This is a genomic window from Microbacterium sp. zg.B48, assembly GCF_024623505.1.
Classification (GTDB): Bacteria; Actinomycetota; Actinomycetes; order Actinomycetales; family Microbacteriaceae; genus Microbacterium.
In genome coordinates, this window is sequence record NZ_JANJFE010000006.1 from 88858 (window position 1) to 110277 (window position 21420).

At 72.2% G+C, this 21420-nt stretch carries 20 protein-coding genes; 14 read left to right on the forward strand and 6 right to left on the reverse strand.

Annotated features, from left to right (window positions below; all coding sequences use genetic code 11):
* Positions 1–21 precede the first annotated feature (21 nt).
* From NQ152_RS05605 to NQ152_RS05650, 10 genes are all read left to right on the forward strand, one after another.
* Entirely contained in the window at positions 22–2634 is a 2613-nt protein-coding gene (locus NQ152_RS05605; protein WP_257523296.1) for an ABC transporter permease, read from the forward strand.
* 4 nt (positions 2635–2638) lie between these two features.
* Positions 2639–3625 (forward strand): ABC transporter ATP-binding protein, encoded by a 987-nt coding sequence (locus NQ152_RS05610; RefSeq protein WP_257523297.1) that lies wholly within the window; start codon positions 2639–2641, stop codon positions 3623–3625.
* Positions 3622–4422 (forward strand): ABC transporter ATP-binding protein, encoded by an 801-nt coding sequence (locus NQ152_RS05615; protein ID WP_257523298.1) that lies wholly within the window; start codon positions 3622–3624, stop codon positions 4420–4422. Before NQ152_RS05610 ends, NQ152_RS05615 begins: the two co-directional genes overlap by 4 nt.
* 116 nt (positions 4423–4538) lie before the next feature.
* Positions 4539–6059, forward strand: a complete 1521-nt coding sequence (locus tag NQ152_RS05620) for an FAD-dependent oxidoreductase (RefSeq protein ID WP_257523299.1) — start codon at positions 4539–4541, stop codon at positions 6057–6059.
* 129 nt (positions 6060–6188) lie between these two features.
* Positions 6189–6587 carry a YtxH domain-containing protein gene (locus tag NQ152_RS05625; RefSeq protein ID WP_257501232.1) on the forward strand — a complete coding sequence of 133 codons (399 nt, stop codon included), beginning with the start codon at positions 6189–6191 and terminating at the stop codon, positions 6585–6587.
* A gap of 1 nt (position 6588) precedes the next feature.
* Positions 6589–6990, forward strand: a complete 402-nt coding sequence (locus tag NQ152_RS05630) for a phage holin family protein (protein ID WP_257501233.1) — start codon at positions 6589–6591, stop codon at positions 6988–6990.
* Positions 6980–7279, forward strand: coding sequence for a hypothetical protein (locus NQ152_RS05635; RefSeq protein ID WP_257501234.1), 300 nt, complete (start codon positions 6980–6982; stop codon positions 7277–7279). The genes NQ152_RS05630 and NQ152_RS05635 overlap by 11 nt, the downstream gene beginning before the upstream one ends.
* Positions 7280–7471: 192 nt before the next feature.
* Entirely contained in the window at positions 7472–8266 is a 795-nt protein-coding gene (locus NQ152_RS05640; protein WP_257501235.1) for a uroporphyrinogen-III synthase, read from the forward strand.
* A complete protein-coding gene (gene cofD / locus NQ152_RS05645) occupies positions 8263–9279 on the forward strand; it encodes a 2-phospho-L-lactate transferase (protein WP_257523300.1) in 1017 nt (338 codons plus the stop codon). The genes NQ152_RS05640 and cofD overlap by 4 nt, the downstream gene beginning before the upstream one ends.
* Position 9280: 1 nt before the next feature.
* Entirely contained in the window at positions 9281–10021 is a 741-nt protein-coding gene (locus NQ152_RS05650; protein ID WP_257523301.1) for a sulfite exporter TauE/SafE family protein, read from the forward strand.
* On the opposite strand, the gene cofC is transcribed toward NQ152_RS05650, so the two are convergent.
* The 4 genes from cofC to cofG are packed head-to-tail and all read right to left on the reverse strand — an operon-like array spanning position 10006 to position 15573.
* Positions 10006–10659 (reverse strand): 2-phospho-L-lactate guanylyltransferase, encoded by a 654-nt coding sequence (gene cofC / locus NQ152_RS05655; protein ID WP_257523302.1) that lies wholly within the window; start codon positions 10657–10659, stop codon positions 10006–10008. The two genes, NQ152_RS05650 and cofC, sit on opposite strands and share 16 nt — an antisense overlap.
* The gene (gene fgd / locus NQ152_RS05660) at positions 10656–11669 is read right to left on the reverse strand and encodes a glucose-6-phosphate dehydrogenase (coenzyme-F420) (RefSeq protein WP_257523303.1); all 1014 of its coding nucleotides are present in this window, start codon (positions 11667–11669) and stop codon (positions 10656–10658) included. Before fgd ends, cofC begins: the two co-directional genes overlap by 4 nt.
* The gene (locus tag NQ152_RS05665; RefSeq protein ID WP_257523304.1) at positions 11666–13192 is read right to left on the reverse strand and encodes an NAD(P)/FAD-dependent oxidoreductase; all 1527 of its coding nucleotides are present in this window, start codon (positions 13190–13192) and stop codon (positions 11666–11668) included. Before NQ152_RS05665 ends, fgd begins: the two co-directional genes overlap by 4 nt.
* The gene (cofG, locus tag NQ152_RS05670) at positions 13189–15573 is read right to left on the reverse strand and encodes a 7,8-didemethyl-8-hydroxy-5-deazariboflavin synthase CofG (RefSeq protein ID WP_306815693.1); all 2385 of its coding nucleotides are present in this window, start codon (positions 15571–15573) and stop codon (positions 13189–13191) included. Before cofG ends, NQ152_RS05665 begins: the two co-directional genes overlap by 4 nt.
* 145 nt (positions 15574–15718) lie before the next feature.
* On the opposite strand from cofG, the gene NQ152_RS05675 reads away from it, so the two are divergent.
* Entirely contained in the window at positions 15719–16180 is a 462-nt protein-coding gene (locus NQ152_RS05675; RefSeq protein WP_257523306.1) for a hypothetical protein, read from the forward strand.
* A 23-nt stretch (positions 16181–16203) separates the two neighbouring features.
* On the opposite strand, the gene NQ152_RS05680 is transcribed toward NQ152_RS05675, so the two are convergent.
* Together NQ152_RS05680 and NQ152_RS05685 are read right to left on the reverse strand one after the other, a co-directional pair.
* Positions 16204–17028 (reverse strand): ABC transporter permease, encoded by an 825-nt coding sequence (locus NQ152_RS05680; protein WP_257523307.1) that lies wholly within the window; start codon positions 17026–17028, stop codon positions 16204–16206.
* Positions 17025–18719, reverse strand: coding sequence for an ATP-binding cassette domain-containing protein (locus NQ152_RS05685; protein ID WP_257523308.1), 1695 nt, complete (start codon positions 18717–18719; stop codon positions 17025–17027). The genes NQ152_RS05680 and NQ152_RS05685 overlap by 4 nt, the downstream gene beginning before the upstream one ends.
* Positions 18720–18852: 133 nt before the next feature.
* Between NQ152_RS05685 and NQ152_RS05690 the strand changes: the two genes are divergently transcribed.
* Genes NQ152_RS05690 through NQ152_RS05700 form a run of 3 tightly spaced genes read left to right on the forward strand, consistent with a single transcriptional unit; the run spans position 18853 to position 21362 of the window.
* Positions 18853–19935, forward strand: coding sequence for an enoyl-CoA hydratase/isomerase family protein (locus NQ152_RS05690; RefSeq protein WP_257523309.1), 1083 nt, complete (start codon positions 18853–18855; stop codon positions 19933–19935).
* A gap of 9 nt (positions 19936–19944) precedes the next feature.
* Positions 19945–20775 carry an LssY C-terminal domain-containing protein gene (locus NQ152_RS05695; protein ID WP_257523310.1) on the forward strand — a complete coding sequence of 277 codons (831 nt, stop codon included), beginning with the start codon at positions 19945–19947 and terminating at the stop codon, positions 20773–20775.
* Positions 20772–21362 (forward strand): hypothetical protein, encoded by a 591-nt coding sequence (locus NQ152_RS05700; RefSeq protein WP_257523311.1) that lies wholly within the window; start codon positions 20772–20774, stop codon positions 21360–21362. The genes NQ152_RS05695 and NQ152_RS05700 overlap by 4 nt, the downstream gene beginning before the upstream one ends.
* Positions 21363–21420: the final 58 nt, after the last annotated feature.

Genomic DNA, 21420 nt, shown 5'->3' on the forward strand with positions numbered 1-21420 from the left:
CCGTGGCCGCGCTGGTGTCTTGTGCTCTCGCTGCTGGCCACGGCCACGCCGCTCGGGCTCGGCATCCTCGCCGATGCGATGCTCCACGATCGGCTGGCTTCCCTCGGTGCCCTGGACCGGGATGTCGAGACCACCGCCGCCGGTTTCCCGCAGGTCGGCCCGGGTTCCGCCGACCTGCCTCCCGAGTCGCGCGATGTGTGGGGTCGCTTCGGTGCGGCGGTCGAGACGGTGCGCGCCTCAGCGGATCCCGCGCTGACGGGGGTCCTCGGCCCGGCGCGCACCGTCGCCCTCGACTCCGACAACGCGGACCTCGCCGATCCCAGAACCCGCGCCCTCAGCCTGGCGTTCGACCCCCGCGCCGAGGAGCGCATCCGCATCGTCGAAGGACGGATGCCGGACGTCGCGTCGCGCCCGGACGCGTCGCAGGTCCGGATGGAGGTCGTGCTCTCGGTCGCCTCCGCCGGGCAGCTGGAGTGGCCGGTCGGTCAATCGCGCAGGATCGGCGATCCGGCCTCCTCGGTGGAGGTGGTGCTGGTCGGCACGTTCGAGGCCGCCGACCCCGATGAGGACTATTGGCAGCACGTGACCTCGGTGCTGGACCCCTCCATCTTCGACGACGGAAACCTGCCCCGCCGGGTGACCGGCACGGCCTTCGCGCACGCGGCGTCCCTGCCGTTCGCCGAGGCGCTCCCCGGCCGGGCCTCGACGCTGGTCTGGTATCCGCTGGATACCGCGGGCATCGACGCGGAAAGCGCCGCGGCGACCGCCGCGGCCCTGCGCTCGTTCACGGCGGTGGCGCACCCGAACGGCACCACCGCCGACGGCATCGGCATCCTGAGCCTGCGCTTCACCGCGGACGTCACCCCCGAGATCGAGCTGGCGCTCGCTCAGCAGTCGGCCACGGTCGGTGTGATCGCAATGGTGATCGCCGGTCCCATCGGAGTCGCCGCCGCGGTCCTGATCCTGGGTTGCCGTCTCGTCCTGGAGAGCCGCCGCGCCGGCCTGCGGCTGCTGTCTGCACGCGGCGCCTCGTCGGGGCAGCTGCGCGGCGTGCTGGCGCTTGAAGGGTCCGTCATCGGCGTCGTCCCCGCGGCGCTGGGCGCCGGTCTGGCCATCGCCGTCGGTGTGCTGCTGTTCGCAGCGCCCGCCGACCAGGTGTCTTTCTTGCCTGCGCTGATCATCGGGTTCGCGCCGTTGGTCATTCTCACCGCGCTCGCGGCGTCCGCCGCCGAACGGCGGACGCGCAGCGACCTGGGGCGGCGCGGAAGCCGGTGGCGCTCGATCGCCGAGGGTGCGGTCGTCATCCTGGCCGCGGTCGCCCTCGCGCTGCTGTTCCTGCGGGGCTACGGAGCCGGCGGTTTCGATCCCCTGCAGGCGGCAACTCCGCTCCTGCTGTCGTTGGTCGCGTGCCTGATCACGCTGCGCGTCTACCCGGTGCCGCTGAACTGGATCTTCCGTCGAGCGCAGCGCTCCCGCGAGCTCTCCGGCTTCGTCGGTGCCGCCCGCGCGCTGCGGGAACCGTCGATCGGCCTCACCCCGGTGCTCGCCCTCGTCGTCGGAGTGTCCGTCGCCGTGTCGTCCGGGATCCTGCTCTCCGCGCTCCAGGCCGGGGTGGCGCAGGCCGCTCAGGCGCAGGTCGGCGCAGACATGCGGGTCGCGGGCGGGCCGTTCAGCCTGGACCAGCTCGACCAGGTGCGCGGGGTCGAGGGTGTCTTCGCCGCGACGGGCATCTCCAGCTCCGAGAACGCCACGCTGGATGTCAGCGGCGTCAAGCGCGCCACCTCGACGTACGTGGTGGAGGCGGCGGAGCTGCGCAGGGTGCAGGGCGATGGACTGGGGCTGCTGCCCGCAGGCGTCTCGCTCCAGCCCGTGGATGGAAAGCTCCCCCTCGTGGCGGCCGCCGCCACCGCGCGGTTCATCGACGGCTCCGACGAAGTGCACGTGAACGGCATCCCAGCCGATGTGGTGGGGATCGCCACCGGACCCACCCCGATCGGTGCGAGGGAGGACTGGGCGGTCATCGACGCGGCGTTCGCGCAGGACGTGCTGGGGCGCGACCCCTCGGACCGCATCCTGCTGCTTCGGCTGGACGACGGCGCATCCGCGACCGCGGTGACGGCGGCGCTGCAGGACGTGCTCGGCACCGGCATCCGGGTCGCCACCGCGCAGCTTATCCGGGCCGACATCGATGCCGGTCCCGCGGTCCAGGGCGTCCGGATCGCCGTGCTGGCGGCGACCGGTGTGGCGGCACTGCTGAGCGCGCTGGCGATCGTGATGACGCTCACCCTTGCGGCCGGCCCCCGCGTCCGTGTCCTCGCGCTGCTGCGCACGCTCGGTGCGCCGCCCCGCGTCGGCACCTCGCTGGCGATGTGGGAGATCGGACCACCCGCGATCGCCGCCGTGGTCGCGGGCACGGTCTTCGGCGCGCTGGTGCCGTTGGTCGTGCTCATCGGCGTAGACCTGCGCTCGTTCACCGGCTCGACGCTTCAGCCGGCCTATCAGGCGGATGCCGCAACCCTGGTGCTCACCCTCGGCGGGTTCCTGCTGCCGGCGGCCGTGCTGACCGCGGCGGCGCTGTTCGCGTCCCGCCGGGTCCGCGCGGCGAGGGCGCTGCGCACCGCAGAGGAAGGATAAGACCATGGCCGATGCCGTTTCCGTCGCCGCCGATCCGGGCGCCGACATCCTGTGTGCGGATCTGGTGCGGATCTTCAAGGTCGTGGCCGGTGACGGCCAGGGCGTGGAGGTCCAGGCGTTGCAGGGTCTGAACCTGCGGGTGGATCCGGGGGAGCTGGTGGCGGTGGTGGGCGCGTCGGGGTCGGGGAAGTCGACGCTGCTGTCGATCCTGTCCAGTCTCGATCGGCCGACGGCGGGGGTGGCGTGGGTGGCCGGGCATGACCTGCTGACGATGAAGGAGAAGGAGCGGGTGGCTTTTCGTCGTCGCAGCGTCGGGTTCATCTGGCAGCAGACCGGCAGGAATCTGCTGCCGTACCTGACCGGGGCCGAGAACGTGGCGGCGGCGCTGGCGGTCACCGGCCGGATGCGCGGCACCGCCCGCCGTGCGCGGGTGGCGGAGGTGCTGGATCTGCTGGAGGTGTCGCACTGTGCCGGGCGCCGGCCGGCGGAGATGTCCGGTGGCGAGCAGCAGCGGGTGGCGATCGCGGTCGGTATCGCCAACAGTCCGCGGGTCCTGCTCGCTGACGAGCCGACCGGTGAGCTGGATGACTCCACGAGCGCGCACGTGCTGGAGGCGATGCGGTCGGTCAATCGTGAGCTCGGGGTCACGACGTTGATCGTCACCCACGATCCGAGTGTGTCCGAGCACGTCGCACGGACGGTGCAGATCCGTGACGGTCGCACCTCCACGGAGGTGCTGCGGTCGACGCGGGTGGATGAGCACGGTGCCGAGCAGCACGTCGCGGAGGAGTACGCGGTCGTGGACCGGGTGGGGCGCTTGCAGCTGCCGGACGAGTTCGTCACCGCGCTGGATCTGCGTGAGCGGGTTCGGCTGGCGCTCGAGCCGGACCACGTCGGGGTCTGGCCGGGAAGACGGGCAGAGGCCGTCCCTGACGGCGAGGAGAAGTCCCCGACGACGCGGGCGGCAGTCGAGCGCGAGGAGTCGGCATGAGCGCGGCACTGCGCGGCGAGGCGCTGAGCCGTACCTTCTCCTCCTCGGCCGGAGATGTGCACGCGTGCGTGGATGTCGACATCCAGGTCGACCCGGGCGAGCTGGTCGTCGTCCGCGGCGCATCCGGGGCGGGCAAGACGACGCTGCTGAACCTGCTCGGCGGGCTGGATCGGCCCAGCGCGGGGCGGGTGTGGATCGGCGATGTGGACACGACCGTCCTGGATGAGGACGCGCTCGCGCGGCTGCGGCGGGAGCAGCTCGGATTCGTGTTCCAATCCTTCGGCCTGATCCCGGTGCTCTCGGCCGCGGAGAACGTGGAACTGCCGTTGCGGATCGCCCGCATCGCGCCGGCGGAACGCGACGAGCGGGTGGCCGAGGCGCTGCGGCTGGTGGGGTTGGGCGAGCACGCCGCGCAGCGCCCGGGGGAGCTGTCCGGCGGTCAGCAGCAGCGGGTGGGTATCGCCCGGGCGATCGTGGCGCGGCCGCACGTGCTGATCGCGGACGAGCCGACCGGACAGCTGGACTCCCGGACCGCCGCGACGGTGATGGACCTGATCGGCGAACTGGTGCACACGCACGGCATCGCCGCGGTCGTCTCCACGCACGACCCCCTGCTGGTCCAGCGCGCGGACCGGGTGATCGAACTGCACGACGGACGCATCACCCCCTCGGGGCAGAACTCGGCACACGGCCGCAGCTTGGCGCCCACCGAGTCCGCCGCATCCGGTGGCGCCCACGTCCTGCCGGACCGGCCGCGCACGCGCGCCGAGGCGCGCGCGCAGCGCACCGCGCCCTGACCTGCTCGCATCGGTCCACCCCGCTGCTGCTGCACGTCGCACCGGAACCCGCGGATCGCCGGGACGGTGCCGCACGCAGGCACAGCGGGCGAGCCGCGCGATGCGAGGATGGACGGGTGCAGAACGAGCCGGACGCCCCTGAGACGCTCGATGAGCTCGCCGCGCACGCCCAGCGCACGCACGTCGTGGTCGTCGGCGGCGGCATCGGCGGACTGGTCGCGGCGCTGACCTGCGCGAAGATCGGGATGCGCGTCACCCTGGTGGAGGCATCCGCCCGCCTCGGCGGTGCGCTGGAAACCACCGAGGTGGGCGGTGTGCGGGTCGACCTGGGCGCGGAGGGCTACGCCACGCGCGGCGGCGCGGTGCAGGCCCTCGTCCGCGAACTCGGACTCGCCGACGCGATCGTGCCCGCCGCAGCTCGGGCGGAATGGATCGCCGGAGTCGCCGGCGGCAGCGCGCCGCTGCCTGCCGAGACGCTCCTCGGCATCCCGGAGAACCCCTGGGACGAGCGGGTCCGGCGGATCATCGGATGGCGCGGCACCTGGCGTGCCTACCTGGACCGCCTCGCGCCGCCCCTGACCATCGGACAGGAGCGCAGCCTCGGCAGGCTGGTGCGCAGGCGGATGGGTGCCGCCGTGCTCGAGCAGCTGGTGGCCCCGCTCAGCCTGGGTGCATTCGCGATCCACCCGGACGACATCGACGTGCAGGTCGCCGCGCCCGGCCTGAACAGCGCCCTCACCCGCACCGGATCGCTGGCCGGCGCGGTGGCGCAGGTGCGCGCGGCCGCAGACCGCACGCCGGACCGGTACGAGGGCATCGACGGCGGGATGTCCCGCCTCGTGGATGCGCTGCACGCGCGGCTGGAGGAGCTGGGTGTGCGGGTCGTGCGGGGGGCGCCGGTGCGCGCACTGTCCGCCGCGGACGACGGACGATGGACCGTCATTCTGGAGTCGGACGCTGAGGCAGCGGGACCCGACGTCGGCGACGGGGTCGCCCTGGCCGGCGGGGTCCCGAGCGGCATCGATCCGGCCGAGGCGGTCATCGTCGCCGCCGGCGCGACCGAATCGCATCGGCTGCTGTCCCCCGTCGTGCCGTCGCTCGCACCGGTCCCCGGCACCGACCTCGAGGTCGTCACCCTGGTGCTGTCCGACGTCGCGGAGACCGCCGGGAAGACCGCGGTCTACCCCGCGCCCGGCTCGGCCCGCGCCGCCGCCGTGTCCGACTCCACGGCCCGGTGGGAATGGCTGCGTCGCGACGCGGGTGCCGATGCGCGGGTCCTCAAGGTGACCTTCGGCGCCCCCGACGCGGCTCCCGCGACCGCCGGTCTCGGCGACGACGCGGTGGCCGCGCTGGCCCTGGCCGAGGCATCCGCTCTGCTGGAGGTGCCTCTGCACGCGGGACTGCTGCGCGGCTCGCATCGTGCCCGCTACACGCAGCCGCCCCCGGTCTCGGCGCTGGGCCACCGCGAAGCGGCGGACGCGGCGCGGGCTGCCATCCACGCCGTCCCCGGCCTGGCGATCGTGGGCGCCGTGATCGCCGGCACCGGTATCGCGCAGGTCGTGCCGGATGCGATCGCCGCGGCGGAGCGCGTGCGACGCGTGGCGCTGTGGGGCGGCGGCGGCGGCGAACCGGCGTAATCTGTCGGTGACCTGCCCGGCCCGCAGCACCTAGCACAGGGGCGACTGTCTGACCAGCGGATGCCGGGACTGGCATACGGCGTTACCCTGGGTGCAGACCCAATGGCCCATCGAGCGTGAGGAGACCCCATGAGGGGCAAAGTCGGACTCGTCATCGGACTCGCGGCGGGCTACGTGCTCGGCACCCGCGCCGGCCGCGAGCGTTACGAGCAGATCAAGACCCAGGTCGAGAAGGTCTGGAACCTGGACCCCGTCCAGGAGCAGGTCGGCAAGGTCAAGGATTTCGCCAAGTCGACGGCGATGGCTCTGCCCAGCACGCTGTGGGACACTGCGAAGAAGGTCACCAAAGCGGCGTCGTCCGAGGGGACCACTCCCGGGCAGCGGCTGGATGCCGCGCTGAAGACCAGCAAGGAGCAGGCCGACGATGTGCGCGCCGCTGCGGACACGTCGGCTCGCGCCGTGAAGGACGCTGCCGAGGAGACGTTCGAGGACATCTCGGAAGCCGTCGGCGAGCGCAACGGAGCCTGACGTGACCACTCCTCGCGGATTCCGCGACCGGTCCGAAGACAGCCTGTTCACGCTGGTCGGCGAGATCCCGGAACTCGTCCGCAACCTCGTCGTGGCGGAGGTCGACTCCGCCAAGGCCTGGGTCCGGCGCACCTCCAAGGACGCCGGTATCGGCGCCGGATGGATCGTCGCAGCGCTGTTCTTCCTGTTCTGGTCGATCGCCGCACTCGGCGCTTTCGTCATCATCGGGCTGTCCTCGTGGTGGCCGGCGTGGCTGTCCGCGCTGGTCGTGTTCGTGGCCATGGTCCTGGTGGCGGTGGTGCTCGCACTGCTCGGCATCCTCCGCTTCCGCCGGGTCGCCCGAGCCCAGAACCCCGTCCAGTCGGTCATTCATGACGTCAAGGAGGTGCGCGATGAGCTCTAGCTCACCCGTTCCCGTGGCCCGCACCCCCGTTCCGGTGCCGCGCACCGCCGTGGCACTGGGCATCGCAGACCCCGTCGAGCAGGCCCGAGCCGAGCTCAAGGCCGCCCTCGCCGCGATCGAGGAGAAGGCCAACGTGCCGCGTCGCGTCGCCGAGGTCACCGACCGTACGGTCGCGCAGGCCAGAGCGTTCACGCGGAGGAACCCCACCGGCGCCACCGCGGCCGTCGTGGCCGGTGCCGCGGTGGTCGGTCTGATCGTCTGGGCGGCGGTCCGCGCCTACACCCGCTGAGCGCAGCCCGGCGCCTCCCCTGCGTCCTCCGCGAACGCGCGAGTGCGCGACGCGGGGGGTATGCTCGATTGTCAGGCAGTGCGATGGCGCGAATGCTGCCGACGGCGCGAATCCGATGCGCACGGATTCGAAGTCGCTCGTCGGCTGCTCGAACGTTGGGGCGGCTGACCTAGTTCCACGAGAGTCCATCCCATGAACCACGCCTCCCAAATCCCGAAGCCCCTCGCGGGCTGGCGCGTGCTCGTGCCCCGCGGAGGTCCGTGGGGCGATGGTGTCGCCGCCAATCTGCGTCATCAGGGCGCCGTCCCGGTCGTCGCACCGCTCATCAACTTCGCACCCACCAACGATCAGGCCACCCTCGACCAGGCGCTCGCCGACCTTGCGGCGGGCGCGTTCGACTGGCTCACCGTGACCAGCGCCACCACCGTGGACGTCCTGTTCGCACACCGCGCCACGATCCCCGGATCGACCAAGGTCGCCGCGGTGGGCGAGACGACGGCGGCGGCGCTGCAGGCGGTCGGCTATCGGGTGGACCTGGTTCCCGAGCGCGACAACTCCGCCGCCGGAATGGCCGAGCAGATGATCGCGCTGGAGCCGGAGCCGCGCGACATCCTCACCCTGCGCAGCGAGATCGCCAAACCCGTGCTGACCCGTCTGCTCATCGAAGCCGGACACCGGGTGCGCAGCGTGGTCGCGTACCGCACCGTGGGGGTCCCGGTCACCGAGCGCATCGCCGAAGACGTCCGCAACGGCCGGATCAACGCGATCCTGGTCACCAGCGGTTCCGTGGCCGAGCAGGTGCATCTGCAGTTCCCGGAGATCCCCGAGTCGACCGTCATCGCCGCGATCGGCCCGCGCACCGCCAAGGACGCGCGCCGTGCGGGGCTCTCGGTGGACGTGGTCGCGGCGACGCAGACGGTGGACGCGCTCATCGAAGCGGTCTCGCGATTCACCCTCCCGCACGCCGCGGACGAATTCGCGCCTTGAGCCGGAGCGCCGCGGTGGGGGGTGCCGCGATTCCCCGCGTCGTCGTGCTGGCCGGGGGCGTCGGCGGTTCGCGTTTCGCGTTGGGCGTGCGAGAAGCACTCAGCCGCAGGGCGGGTGCTGCGGCGCCGGAATCGGCCGCATCATTCACCGTCGTGGTCAACACCGGAGACGACCTGTGGCTGTCCGGTGTCCGCCTCCAGCCCGACGTGGACTCCCTCCTGTACGCCCTGGCAGGCGTCAACGACACCGAGCGCGGATGGGGCAGAGCGGGCGACACCGAACGCGTCAACCGGGAACTGCAGGCGTGGGGGGCCGGCTGGCCGTGGTTCACCCTCGGCGATCTCGACCTGGGCACGCATCTCGCCCGGACCGGGTGGCTGCGCGAGGGCCTGACGCCGTCCCAGGTGCTGGAACGGATGTCACGGCGGTGGCCGCTCGGCGCCCGGCTGCTGCCGATGACCGACGCGGAGGTGGACACCCAGGTCGTGCTGGGCGACGGGACCTCGATGCATTTCCAGGAGTGGTGGACCAGGCATCGCGCGGCACTGACGCCGGTCTGGTTCGAGGCGCCCGGAATCGCCGCGGCGCGCCCGGCGCCGGGGGTGGTCGAGGCGATCGCCGCGGCCGATGTCGTCCTGATCGCCCCGTCGAACCCGGTGGTCTCGGTCGGCCCGATCCTGGCCGTTCCCGGCATCCGGGACGCTCTGCGGACCACCGGCGCCGCGGTCGTGGGGGTCTCGCCCGTCATCGGCGGCCGTGTCGTGCGCGGCATGGCAGACGTGTGCCTCACCGCGATCGGGGTCGAGACCTCCGCGACTGCGGTGGCCGCGCACTACGGTGCCCGGTCCGAGGCGGGTCTGCTGGACGCATGGCTGATCGCCGAGGAGGATGCCGAGTCCGCCGCCGACATCTCGCGGCTGGGCATCCGCACCGTCGTCGCGCCGCTGTGGATGCGCGACATTCCGAGCTCGGCCGCTCTGGCCGAGGCGGCGCTGGCCACGGCGCAGCTCTGACGTGGCGGACCTGACCTGGTTCGCGTGGGCGCTGCTGGGAGTCGCCGCGCTCATCGTGGGGCTGTCCAAGACCGCGCTGCCCGGCTCCAACACGATCGCCGTCGCGATCTTCGCCGCCATGCTGCCTGCCCGGGAGTCCACCGGCACCCTGCTGCTGCTGCTGATCGTGGCGGACATCTTCGCCGTCCTGACCTACCGCCGGCACACCAACTGGCGGGTGCTGCTGCGGCTTGCCCCGGCGGTGGTGGCCGGGATCCTGCTGGGCGTGCTCTTCCTCGCCGTCGCGAACGACGAGTGGGTGAAGCGCACGATCGGCGTGCTGCTGCTGGCCGTGATCGGGATCACGCTGCTGCGCAGGCGGATGCGCGCACCGGTCGGTGACGCCGGACCGCACCGTGTCGCGGCCGCCACCTACGGAACGCTGGGCGGGTTCACCACAATGGTCGCTAACGCGGCCGGCCCGGTGATGTCGATGTACTTCCTGGCCTCGAGGTTCCCGGTGAAGGAGTTCCTGGGCACCGCGGCGTGGTTCTTCGCCATCGTGAATCTCGCGAAGCTGCCGTTCTCGATCGGTCTCGGGTTGATCACCGTCCCGGGACTGCTGATCGACCTCGTGCTGGTGCCGCTGGTCATCGTCGGGGCGCTGTTCGGCCGGCGCCTGGCCGGGCGGTTGAACCAGGTGCTGTTCGAGCGGCTGGTGATCGCCTTCACCATCGTCGGAGCGCTCTACCTGCTGGTCTGAGCGCGCAGCACCCGCGACGTGCGCGGCCCGACCCCGAGCGCCGCCGCCGCCTCCAACTGGTCGACGGTGTCCACGTCCCGGCGCAGAGTCGAACCCTCCGGGATCGTCAGCGGCACGCAGCCGAGTCCGATGTGACGCCCGAACGAGCCCGCACCGAACGCGGTCCGCAGCGGGGTGCCCGGCCGCGCGGTGACCAGCGTCGTCCCGGTCCCCTCCGCGTCGGCGACCACGGCCCGCTCGATCCCGGAGGCGGCGGTCAGGGCGAGTTCCAGATCCTCCGGCCGCAGCGCCGGCAGGTCTCCGAGCAGGGCCGCCCGCGGCATCCCGTCTCCGGCCGCCGCCGCACCGACGGCGATCGCGGCGTCGATGCCCCGCGCGGTGCTGGTGCCGTCGTCCTCGGACACGAAGCGCAGTCCCGCGATATCGAACGCCAGGGCGACCAGCGCGCCGTCGTCGGTCACCACGAAGACCTGCGCCACGGCCGGGCAGGCCGCAGCGGCGGCGATGGTGTCCAAGGCGATCGCGCGGGCCAGGGTCACCCGGTCGGCCCCGGGAAGGTCCAGCCGCGACTTGCCGATCGCGGTGGGCTTGACCGGGATCAGGACGGCCCAGCTGCCGGAGGTCTCGGGCGCCGTCACATCCCGAACCGGGTACGCAGCCGCGGCAGGATCTCCGCGCCGTAGGCCCGCAGGAACTCCTCCTGGTCGTTCCCGGGGTCGTGGAAGACGAGGTGGCGGAAGCCCAGGTCGACATAGCGGGCGATGCTCTCGACGTGCTCGTCGGGATCGCTGGAGACGATGAAACGCGATGCCGTCCGTTCGATGGGCAGCTGTTCGCCGAGGCGCTGCATCTCGAGCGGATCGTCCACGCCCATCTTCTCCTCCGGGCTCAGTGCGAGGGGCGCCCAGAAGCGCGTCTTCTCCAGAGCGACGGCCGGGTCGGGGTGGTAGGAGACCTTCACCTCCATGAGCGTGTCGATCTCGTCCGCGGTGCGTCCGGCCTTCTCCAGCCCGTCGTGCAGGGCGGGCAGCAGCGTGTCCGAATACAGGCTCGGTGACTTGCCGGAGGTCGTGATGAACCCGTCGGCGATCCTCCCGGCAAGACGCGTCGCCGCGGGTCCTGCCGCGCCGATGTAGATGGGCACGGGTTCGTCGGGGCGGTCGTAGATCGTGATGTTCCGGGTCGTGTAGAACGCGCCCTCGAAGGTGACGCGCTCCTCCGACCAGAGCCGGCGGATCAGGGTGATGGCCTCTTTGAGCCGCTGGAACCGCTCGGGCGGATCGGGCCAGGGCAGGCCGAGGGACGCCTCGTTCAGCGCCTCGCCGGTGCCCACGCCGAGGATCACCCGACCGGGGTACATCACGCCGAGCGTCGCGAAGTCCTGCGCGACGATGGTGGGGTTGTACCGGAAGGTCGGCGTCAGGACGGAGGTGCCGAACGCGATGCGCGAGGTGCGGGCGCCGAGCGCGCCCAGCCACGGGACGGACGCCGGTGCGTGGCCGCCCTCGTGCAGCCAGGGCTGCAGATGATCGGAGATGAACACCGAGTCGAAGCCCATCTCCTCCGCGAGCACCGCGAAATCGAGCAGCTCGTTCGGCCCGAACTGCTCGGCGGAGGCCTTGTAGCCGAAGCGCAGGGGAAAGGTCATGATGCTCCTCTCGGCACACCCTCCACGGGAGTGCCAGTCGTATCGGCGCGGGTGGGCTCCGCGGAGGTGAGGAACTCGGAGCCGTCGGCGCGGGCGAGCCGCCCGTGGAACGCGTCCACGGTGCCCGGCCACAGCAGCGTCAGCCGTCCGGAGCGCTCATCGACGTACCAGTTGCGGCACTCTCCCGAGATCCACGGGGTGGTGCGGGCGGCCGCGGCGATCTCGTCGGTGTACGCCTGCTCCGCGGCCGGTGCGACCCGGAGCACCCGATCGGCGATCGCCTCGCGGGCGGTCAGCGCACGCAGCGCATACGCGGCCTGCTCCTCGATCATCAGGACCGACGAGTTGTGGCCGAGCGATGCGTTGGGTCCGTTGAGGACGAACATGTTCGGGAAGCCGCTGACCACGGTCGAGCCGAACGAGCTCATCCCCGCCGACCAGTGCTCCGCGAGCGTGACGCCGTCCTGGCCGCGCACGAGGTCGGCGTACGGCTGCTGCGTGGAGGCGAAGCCGGTGGCCAGCACCAGCACATCGGCGTCGTGCACCGCGCCGCCAGAAGAGGTCAGCGCGCGCCCGCTCACCGACGCGAGAGCGGACGGATCGAGCGTCACGCGTTCGCTTGCCACCGCGGGATAGAAGTCGTCCGACAGCAGCACCCGCTTGCATCCGAACGCGTAATCGGGGGTGAGCGCTGCTCGCAGCGCAGGGTCGGCGACCTGACCGTGCAGGTGCTCCAGGGCGATGGCACGCGCGGCGGCGGATGCCGCGGCATCCCCCGACCGGGATGCGAACCGTGCCTCGCCCTCGCGGTACAGATCCGCCCGCAGGCGGGCGAGCGCGTCGGGATGCTCCGCGAAGCGGCGGCGCTCCTCGTCGCTGTAGGCCCCGCCGCCTCGGGGCACGATCCACGCCGGCGTGCGCTGGAACAGGGTGACGTGGGCGGCCGTGCGCGCGAGTTCGGGCAGCACCTGCACTGCACTGGCGCCGGTGCCCACCAGCGCGACCCGTGCCCCGTCCAGCCCGGCAGTGTGATCCCAGCGCGAGGAGTGGAACAGGGGACCGGGGAAGCTCTCCAGCCCGGCGATGTCGGGGATGGACGGCTCGGTCAGGCGTCCGCAGGCCAGCACGAGCACCTCCGCCTCGAGCGCACCGGCCGAATCGCCGCCGGTCTGGATGCGCCAGACGGATGCCGCGGCATCCCAGTGCGCGGACAGCACCGGGGTGTGCAGGCGGAGCCGGTCGCCGAGGTTCTCGCGTTCGGCGACGGCCTGCAGATAGCCGCGGATCTCTTCGCCGCGCGCGAAGACACCGGACCAGTCCGGATTCGGGTGGTCCGCGAAGCCGTACAGGTGCGAGGGGACGTCGCAGGCGACGCCGGGGTAGGTGTTCTCCCGCCACGTGCCGCCGACCGCGCCGGCCCGTTCGAGGACCACGAAATCCGGCCGGCCGGCCCGCCGGAGCGCGATGGCCATCCCCAGGCCCGCGAAACCGGCCCCGACGATCGCCACCTCGACGCGCGTCATTTCGCGGCCCCGGTGTGCCGATCGGTCGGCTCGCGGTAGTCGGTCGTGCGTTCGCGGAAGGGACGGAACAGGCGCGCGGCGATGCGCGCCGCATCCACCGTCGGCAGCTCGAGTCCGTGCTCGACCCCCGCCTCGGGTAGGACGCGTCCGTCCAGCAGCGCCCCGCCGAGGTCGTCGCCGCCGGACTGCAGCAGCACCGCGGCGGCGTCGCGCCCGACCCGGGTCCAGGGGATCTGCACGTGCGGGATGCTGCCGCTCAGCAGCAGGCGCGAGACCGCGACCATCGCGCGGTGCTCGTCGAGCGGGGCGCGGCCCGTAACGAGCGGCACGCCACCGGCCGGAGCGGGCAGGGGGATGGGCACGAACTCGGTGAAGCCGCCGGTGTGACCCTGGATCTCACGCAGCCGGCGGAGGTGCGCGACGCGCTCGGAGGCGGTCTCGACATGGCCGTAGAACAGCACCGAAGTGGAACGGAGGCCGGCGCGGTGGGCCGCGGTGATGCCCTCGACCCACCGGTCGATCTCCAGGTCGCCGGGCGCGACCAGGGCGCGCACCCGTTCGCTCAGCACCTTCACGCCGGTGCCGGGAACGGTGTCGACGCCGGCGTCGCGGAGCGCGGCCAGCGCGCCCGCCAGCCCGAGCCCGCCGCGGTCGGCCAGATCCCGGACGTCCTGCGGGCGGTAGGCGTGCAGGTGCATCCCCGGCGTTGCGGCTTTGACGGCCCGCGCGATCTGCAGGTACGCGGTGGGCGACTGCGTGGACTCGAGCCGGCCCTGCACGCACAGCTCGGTCGCGCCGAGATCCCAGGCGTCGGTCGCGACGGCGGCCACGTCGTCGAGGGTGAAGGTTCCCGGCTCGCCGGTCGCGGTGGAGCGGAAGCCGGTTGAGGTGAGGTTGCGGTTCACGACGAGGCTCACCGCCTCGCCGACGGTGTACCGGCGGACATCGTCCGCGGTGGTGGTGAGAGCGTCCAGGTCTGCACCGTCCGCATGCAGCAGGGCGGCCCACTCGCCGTCCTCGAGGCTGAGCGGGTCTGCTGCGGCGCGTTCGGCCAGGCCGCGGATGTCGGCGCGGGCGGACTCGCCGCGGCGCGGTGAAACCGCCGGGGCGAACGGGCCGTCCGAGTCCGCCGCGGCCTGTTCCCGGCCGGAATCTCCCCGGGCTTTGACCGGATCGGCCGCAGCCAGGCCGGAGCCGGAGTCCGCGAGGGCGGCCACGGCGGCGTGCAGACCGGGGTCGATCCAGGTTGCGGCGTCCCGGACGAACTCCGGCTGGGCGGTGAGGCGCTCGCGCAGCTCGAAGCCGAGGTCGGCCGTGCGCGCGGCGAGATCGGACAGGTGCGGCCACGGCCGCTCCGGGTTGACGTGGTCGGCGGTCAGCGGCGAGACGCCGCCCCAGTCATCCGCGCCGGCTCGCAGCAGCAGCTCGAACTCGGCCGGATCGGACAGGTTCGGCGGGACCTGGACGCGCATGCGCGGGCCGAGCACGAGCCGCGTGACCGCTACCGCAGCGACGTACTCGAGGACCGACGCGTCCGGGGCGGCGTGCATCGCGGTGCGGGGCTTCGCGCGGAAGTTCTGCACGATCACCTCCTGCACGTGGCCCTGCCCGTCGAGCTGGTGCCGCTCATGCGCGTCGCGGATCGCGACGATCGACTCCGCGCGATCGCGCAGGGTCTCGCCGATGCCGATCAGCACGCCCGTCGTGAACGGGATCCGCGCCCGCCCGGCGTCCTCGATCACGGCCAGGCGCAGCGCGGGGTCCTTGTCGGGGGAGCCGTAGTGGACCTGCCCCGGCTGCTCGAACAGGGCGCGCGAGGTCGTCTCCAGCATCATCCCCATCGAGGGGGCGGTGGGCCGCAGCATCCGCAGCTCATCGGCCGACATCACCCCGGGATTCAGATGCGCCAGCAGCCCGGTCTCGGCCGTGATCAGCCGGGCCATCGCACCGACGTAGTCCAGCGTCGAGGCGAAGCCGTGCTCGTCCAGCCAGGCGCGCGCCTCCGGCCACCGGTCCTCGGGCCGGTCCCCGAGCGTCAGCAGCGCCTCTTTGCAGCCCAGGGCAGCGCCCTGACGTGCGACCGTGAGCACCTGCTCGGGCGACATGAACACCGGCTTGTGCAGCTTCAGCAGCTGAGCGGGGGTGTCCACGAAGACGCAGTAGTGGCAGCGGTCCCGGCACAGCGTGGTGAGCGGGATGAACACCTTGCGCGAGTAGGTGATCACGCCGGCACGACCGGATGCCGCAAGACCGGCATCCCGCACGGCCCCGGCGAGCCGCAGCATGTCGTCGAACTGCGCACCCTCGACGTGCAGCAGCGCCTCGGCCTCGGCCACGTCCAGGCGCTCGCCGGAGGCGGCGCGGCTCAGCGCATCGCGCATCGCCGATCCTTGGACGGCCCGAGCCGGTTCCAGCAGAGTCACCGTCCCAGTCTGGCACCGCCGGAGCGGGCGGGGCGGCGCGATCGTTGTCCGTCTGTAAGCAAAACGACTGACCGGCGTCGGGGAGCGCTGGCAGACTAGTGCCATGGTCACCCTCCTGCTCGACTCCACCCAGCTGGAGATCGTGCTGTCGGGCGTCGAGCGCGCGCTGGCATTCCATAAAGGGAATGTGGCGATCGAGCGGTCCACCATCTCCAAGGTCCAGCTGACCGACGATGCGTGGACGTGGCTTCGAGGTGTGCCCAGCCCGGGCACGCACGTTCGCGGCGTTCTCGCGATGGGCACCTGGAAGTCCGCCGGAGGAGAGGACTTCGCGATCATCCGGCGGCGGCGTCCGAGCGTCGTGATCGACCTGCACGAGCACCCCGACTACTCCCGCATCATCCTGACCACCCGGAACGGGCTGCAACTCGTCCAGGCGCTGCGTCTGGACGTGGACACCGAAGCGGTCGACGTCGTGGAACTCGCCACCGGAGCCATCCCCGTCTTGCCGGCTCCCGCGAAGAAGCCGCGGTCGGTCAGGACCAGGCCCGCTCCCGCGGTCTGACCGACACCGCACCGGCTCGCGGGTCAGGTGACGTCGCGCCGCCAGCTGAGCAGGTGCCCGAGCAGGAGCAGGACCAGGGCGTAGCCGAGCAGGACCACGCCGCCGACCCACCACGCCAGCGACTCGTCGGTGGACATGCCCGGTGCTCCGGCTGTGGTGAACAGGCTCGCCCCGACCAGCGCGTCGCTCGCGGCGCCGGGCAGGAAGCGCGTCACGTCGCCCAGCCCTTCGACGAAGCCGGCGGCGGCTCGCCCCACCGGCTCCAGGAACTGGGTGAACACCAGCACCCCGACGATCGCGCCGACCTGATTGCGCACGAGCACACCCACGCCGATGCCGACGAGCACCCACAGGACGAACGCGAGGATCATGCGGCCGAACAGCGCCCAGGTCTCGCTCGAGCCGAAGTCGGTGTCCAGGCCGTAGCCGGCAAGGAACGCGGCGGACGGGATCACCGAGGACGCGACCCCGATCAGGCCCAGCACGACGCCCAGGGCGATGCCGACCACGATCTTCGCCGACAGCACCAGTCCGCGCTTGGGCGTGGCCAGGAACGTCGGAGTGAGCGTCTTGTGACGGAACTCGGTGGTGACCATCAGCGTTCCGATGAGAAGCGGGAAGACGTAGCCGACCGCGGTCGCCGCGCTGTAGAGCGTCGCCGACAGGCCGTCCGCGGGCAGGGAGGGTCCACCGTCGCCGAGCGCACCGGTCGCGGCCGCCGAGAACACGAAGCCCAGGACGGTGGCGGTGAAGCCGACGTAGGCGATCAGGACGATCGCCAGGATCCACCAGATCGACGTGGTGAACTGCTTGGTGGCCTCCGAGCGTGTCGCGTTCGCCAGGCTCATCGCGGCTCACCCCCCTCGTCGGTGCGGTCTTCCTCGGCGGTGCCCTCGTCGGGCATCGCCGGCTGGGATGCCGCGTCCCCCGTCTGCTCTTCGGCCATCGTGCCCGGTGCGCGGGAGGCGGCTCGTTCGGCCCTCTGCTCGGCGGCGAAGCTGGAGAAGAACGCGTCCGCCTCGACATCCGCCTCGGTCTTGACGTAGTTCTCCCACGGTCGCTCCACGTCACCGGATTCCTCGACGAGGTCCGCGTCGCCGAGCGGACGCTCGATGTCCGGCGCCTCGGAGCTGAACGCGCCGGAGGCGACGGCCGCGTCGGTGTCGAAGCCCACCGCGCCGGTGGCGGGCGCGTCGGCGGGGCGGGACAGCTCCGCATCGATGGCGCCCAGCGCCTCGACATCGGGGTCGGCGTCCAGTGCGAGGCCGTCTCGGTAGGCGTCGGTGGCCGCGTCGCCCGCGTCGAACGGGACGATGTCGATGACGCCGGTGCCGGCGACGGCGTACGTCGCGGGCGGTGTGACCCCGGCGGGCTGCGGGGCGTGCGTGGGCTGCCCGGTTGCGGTGGCTGAGATCTGCGGGGCGTCAGCGTCCTGTCCGGTCACGGCGTCGTCCGTGGCGTGCACGACCACGCCGGTCTCCGCAGCGTCGGTCTGCTCGCGGGGTTCCGGAGCCGATCCGGCCGTCGCCGTCTCCGCAGGGTCGACCCGGCTGGGGGAGAGCGCCGGTTCCGTCTCGGCATCCGCGTCCGCGATCGGCGTCAGCGCCGTGACCGCGCCGAGCGCCCCGGCTGCGGTCGGGTGCACGCGGGCTCCGCTGACCAGGTCGAGGAAGACCTCCTCGAGCGCAGGGCCGCGCCGTTGCAGAGAGGACAGCGCGACGCCGGCGGATGCCGCGATCTGCCCGACCGCGACCGGATCCAGTCCGCGCACGGTCAGACCGGAGCGGAGAAGCTCGAACGAGGCGCCCGCGGCCTCGAGCGCGGCGGCCAGCGCCGTGCGCTCGGGCGCGTCCACGACGGTGGCGAATTCGCTCGGGTCGGCGAGGTCCTCCAGCGCGCCCTGATAGACGAGGCGGCCCTGGGCGATGATCAGCACCGAATCGACGGTCTGCTGCACCTCTGCGAGCAGGTGCGAGGACACCAGGACGGTGCGGCCCTCTTGAGCCAGGTTGCGCAGGAACCCGCGCATCCACTTGATGCCCTCGGGATCCAGGCCGTTGGAGGGCTCGTCCAGGACGAGCACGCCGGGATCGCCGAGCAGGGCGTAGGCGAGTCCGAGGCGCTGCCTCATGCCGAGCGAGAATCCGCCCACGTTGCGGCCGCCCACGTCGGCGAGTCCGACCACGCCGAGCGCCTCATCCACCCGGACGGCGGGCAGCCCGGCCGCCTGCGCGTAGACCCGCAGGTGGTTCGCCGCGGTCCGGCCGGGGTGGAAGCTGGAGGCCTCCAGCACCGCCCCGACGCTCTGCAGCGGCTCGCGCAGCGACGAATACGGGGCGCCGCCGATCAGGGCCGTGCCGGCGGTGGGCCGGACCAGGCCGAGGAGGATCCGCAGCGTCGTGGTCTTGCCGGCGCCGTTGGGCCCCAGGAAGCCGGTGACCCGACCCGGCTCGACGCGGGCGGAGAAGTCGGAGACCGCGGTCACGGCACCGAAGCGCTTGGTGATCCCGGAGAACTCCAGCACCTGTCCCTCGGGCATGCGAACCTCTCGTCGTCGGTCAGTCGTCTCCTATCCTGGCGGAAACCGTTGCTCCGTGCACGGCACCACCTCCTCCGCGGCAGTCCGGCTGCCCGCGAACGAACCCACGCGTCTGCGCGGTAACGTTGCGATCGTGACCGACCCCGCCCTGTCGAGCGAGGCGCCCGTACTCGTGCGGTCATCGCACGGCCTCGGCCACCTCACCCTGAATCGTCCCCGCGCGCTGAACGCCCTGGACCTGCGGATGATCGGCGACCTGGCCGCCGCTCTGGACGCCTGGGAGCACGATCCGGATGTCCAGATCGTGCTGCTCGACGGCGCCGGAGACCGAGGATTCTGCGCCGGCGGCGATGTCCGGGCGCTGTACGAGCAGATCCGCTCCGGCGATCCCGAGGCCGCCGGCGGCTTCTTCCGCGCGGAGTACGCGCTGAACGCACGGATCGCGGAGTACCCCAAGCCGATCGTCGTTCTGGCCGACGGCGTCACCATGGGCGGTGGCATCGGCCTGGCCGGCCACGCGGCGATCCGCATCGTGACCGAGCGCTCGCAGCTCGCGATGCCGGAGACCCGGATCGGCTTCACCCCGGACGTCGGCGGCAGCCTGCTGCTGGCGCATGCCCCCGGGAGACTCGGCGAGTACCTCGCACTGACGGGCAGGACGATGGATGCCGCGGACGCGATCGCCGTCGGCATGGCCAACCACTTCGTGCCCTCCGCGGACCTGGACGGCCTGCGCGGTGCGCTCGCAACCGGCCCAGGAACGGCGGCGGAACGCGTCTCCCGATTCCTGAGCCGGTCGGCGGACGGTGGGCGACCACGCGAATCCGGCCTCGCACGCAGCCGCGACTGGATCGATGACGCCTTCTCGGCAGGGACGGTCGCGGACATCGTCGACAGGTTGCGGGCCAGGCCGGAAGCGGCGGCATCCGACACTGCCGCGGTCCTGGGCGAACTGTCGCCCACCGGGCTGGCGGTCACCCTCGAGGCCGTCCGGCGCGCCCGCGACCTGCCCGACCTGCGTGCCGCCCTGGCCCAGGAGTACGGCCTGGTGTTGTGGTTCGTCACCTCGCAGCCGGATCTGATCGAGGGCATCCGCGCGCAGCTGGTGGACAAGGACCGTGCGCCGCGCTGGCAGCCGGCGACGATCGGCGAGCTGGCCGCGGATGCCGCGGCATCCGCTTTCGCCTACCGGCCTCGTATCGGGCTGTGGGGCTAGGAGACGATCGTGAAGGTGCAGAAGTCCCGGTCCCGCAGATACTCGCTGGGCATCGCCGTGGACTGGTTCTTCTTCGTCTTCGCCGGTGCCGCCGCGGTCTGGCTGGCGTTCCTGAGCTTCAACGAGTCCTTCCGGATCGGCTGGTGGGGGATCGTCCTCGTGATCGCATTCTGGGGGTTGCTGGCGTACCTGGTGCTGCCGCGACTGCATCGCATCTTGACCACGATCTACGTGCCGGACTACTTCATCGGACGGGCTCGCACCAGCGACGGCCTGCTGGGCGACCCGGTCAACCTGGCCTTGCTCGGTGAGCGGGATCAGATCGAACGCGCGATGAGCGATGCCGCCTGGACCCGTGCCGACCCGGTCACGCTGCGCTCGTCCTGGCGGATCGTCACCTCGACCCTGTCGCGCCGCAGCTACCATCAGGCCCCGGTGAGCCCGCTGTTCCTGTTCGGACGCCAGCAGGACTTCGCCTATCAGCAGGAAGTGGACGGCAATCCGGCGCAGCGTCATCACGTGCGGTTCTGGAAGTGCCCCGAAGGCTGGCTCCTGCCGGGCGGGCGCCGTGTCGACTGGGTCGCGGCGGGCACGTTCGACACCAGCGTGGGCCTGTCGCTGTTCACCCTCCAGATCACCCACCGCATCGACGCCGACACGGACGTCGAGCGCGACCACATCGTCGCCACGGTGACCGCGGCCGATCCCCGGGTGCGGGTGGATGTGATCAAGGACTTCTCGACGGGCTACCACGCGCGAAACGGCGGCGGCGATTCGATCCGCACCGACGGAGACCTCCCGATCATCGACGTGCGTGCCCTCGCGGAGGTGGCGAGGTGACCGCGCAGACCCCCGGCACGGGCCCGCCGCCGCAGAACGTGCCGACGCCGGCCGCCGGCCCGTCGCCCGATGCCGCGGCGATGCCGGCCAAGCGGCCCGCGTTCGAACCGCCCGAGCAGCTGCTCAAGCCGACCGGGTACGACCCCGGCATGCGGCGGCCGACGACGACGATCGCGGGCGTCCTGCTGGTGCTGTTCCGGGTCATCGCCGGCGTCCTGGTGCTCGTCGCCCTGGTCGCCGGATGGGACGAGGTCGCCGACCAGCTGGATATCTGGGACGGCGGCGGGGCGCTGACGCCGGAGATCAAGCAGCTCACGCTGTCGATCCTGGTCGCCCTGGGGGCGGTGGTGCTTGCGATCGACGCGCTGCTGGCGTACCTGATCTACCGCGGCCGGAACGGGCCGAGGGTCGTGGTGATGCTGATCTCGGCGCTGTCGATCTCGACCGCGTTCACCGCCTGGTGGGCGCAGGGACAGGAGATCACCATCGAGGGCACCTTCGTCTCGCTGAGCCTGGACATCCTGATCCTGCTCGCCCTGTCCAGCCGGAGCGCTTCGGCGTACGCGCGCCGCAATGAGCGCCGCTGAGGGTCGGGGCGAGGTCCCGATCGCGGCCGCGCGGACCGAGTGGTCCCGTGCAGCGATT

What these genes read in the sequence shown, in the direction of transcription:
- NQ152_RS05640 (WP_257501235.1), top strand. Translation starts at nt 7,472, where the DNA reads ATGAACCACGCCTCCCAAATCCCGAAGCCCCTCGCGGGCTGGCGCGTG.
- NQ152_RS05615 (WP_257523298.1), top strand. Translation starts at nt 3,622, where the DNA reads ATGAGCGCGGCACTGCGCGGCGAGGCGCTGAGCCGTACCTTCTCCTCC.
- NQ152_RS05665 (WP_257523304.1), bottom strand. Translation starts at nt 13,192, where the DNA reads ATGACGCGCGTCGAGGTGGCGATCGTCGGGGCCGGTTTCGCGGGCCTG.
- NQ152_RS05625 (WP_257501232.1), top strand. Translation starts at nt 6,189, where the DNA reads ATGAGGGGCAAAGTCGGACTCGTCATCGGACTCGCGGCGGGCTACGTG.
- NQ152_RS05675 (WP_257523306.1), top strand. Translation starts at nt 15,719, where the DNA reads ATGGTCACCCTCCTGCTCGACTCCACCCAGCTGGAGATCGTGCTGTCG.
- NQ152_RS05680 (WP_257523307.1), bottom strand. Translation starts at nt 17,028, where the DNA reads ATGAGCCTGGCGAACGCGACACGCTCGGAGGCCACCAAGCAGTTCACC.
- cofG (WP_306815693.1), bottom strand. Translation starts at nt 15,573, where the DNA reads ATGCGCGATGCGCTGAGCCGCGCCGCCTCCGGCGAGCGCCTGGACGTG.
- NQ152_RS05610 (WP_257523297.1), top strand. Translation starts at nt 2,639, where the DNA reads ATGGCCGATGCCGTTTCCGTCGCCGCCGATCCGGGCGCCGACATCCTG.
- NQ152_RS05635 (WP_257501234.1), top strand. Translation starts at nt 6,980, where the DNA reads ATGAGCTCTAGCTCACCCGTTCCCGTGGCCCGCACCCCCGTTCCGGTG.
- fgd (WP_257523303.1), bottom strand. Translation starts at nt 11,669, where the DNA reads ATGACCTTTCCCCTGCGCTTCGGCTACAAGGCCTCCGCCGAGCAGTTC.
- NQ152_RS05685 (WP_257523308.1), bottom strand. Translation starts at nt 18,719, where the DNA reads ATGCCCGAGGGACAGGTGCTGGAGTTCTCCGGGATCACCAAGCGCTTC.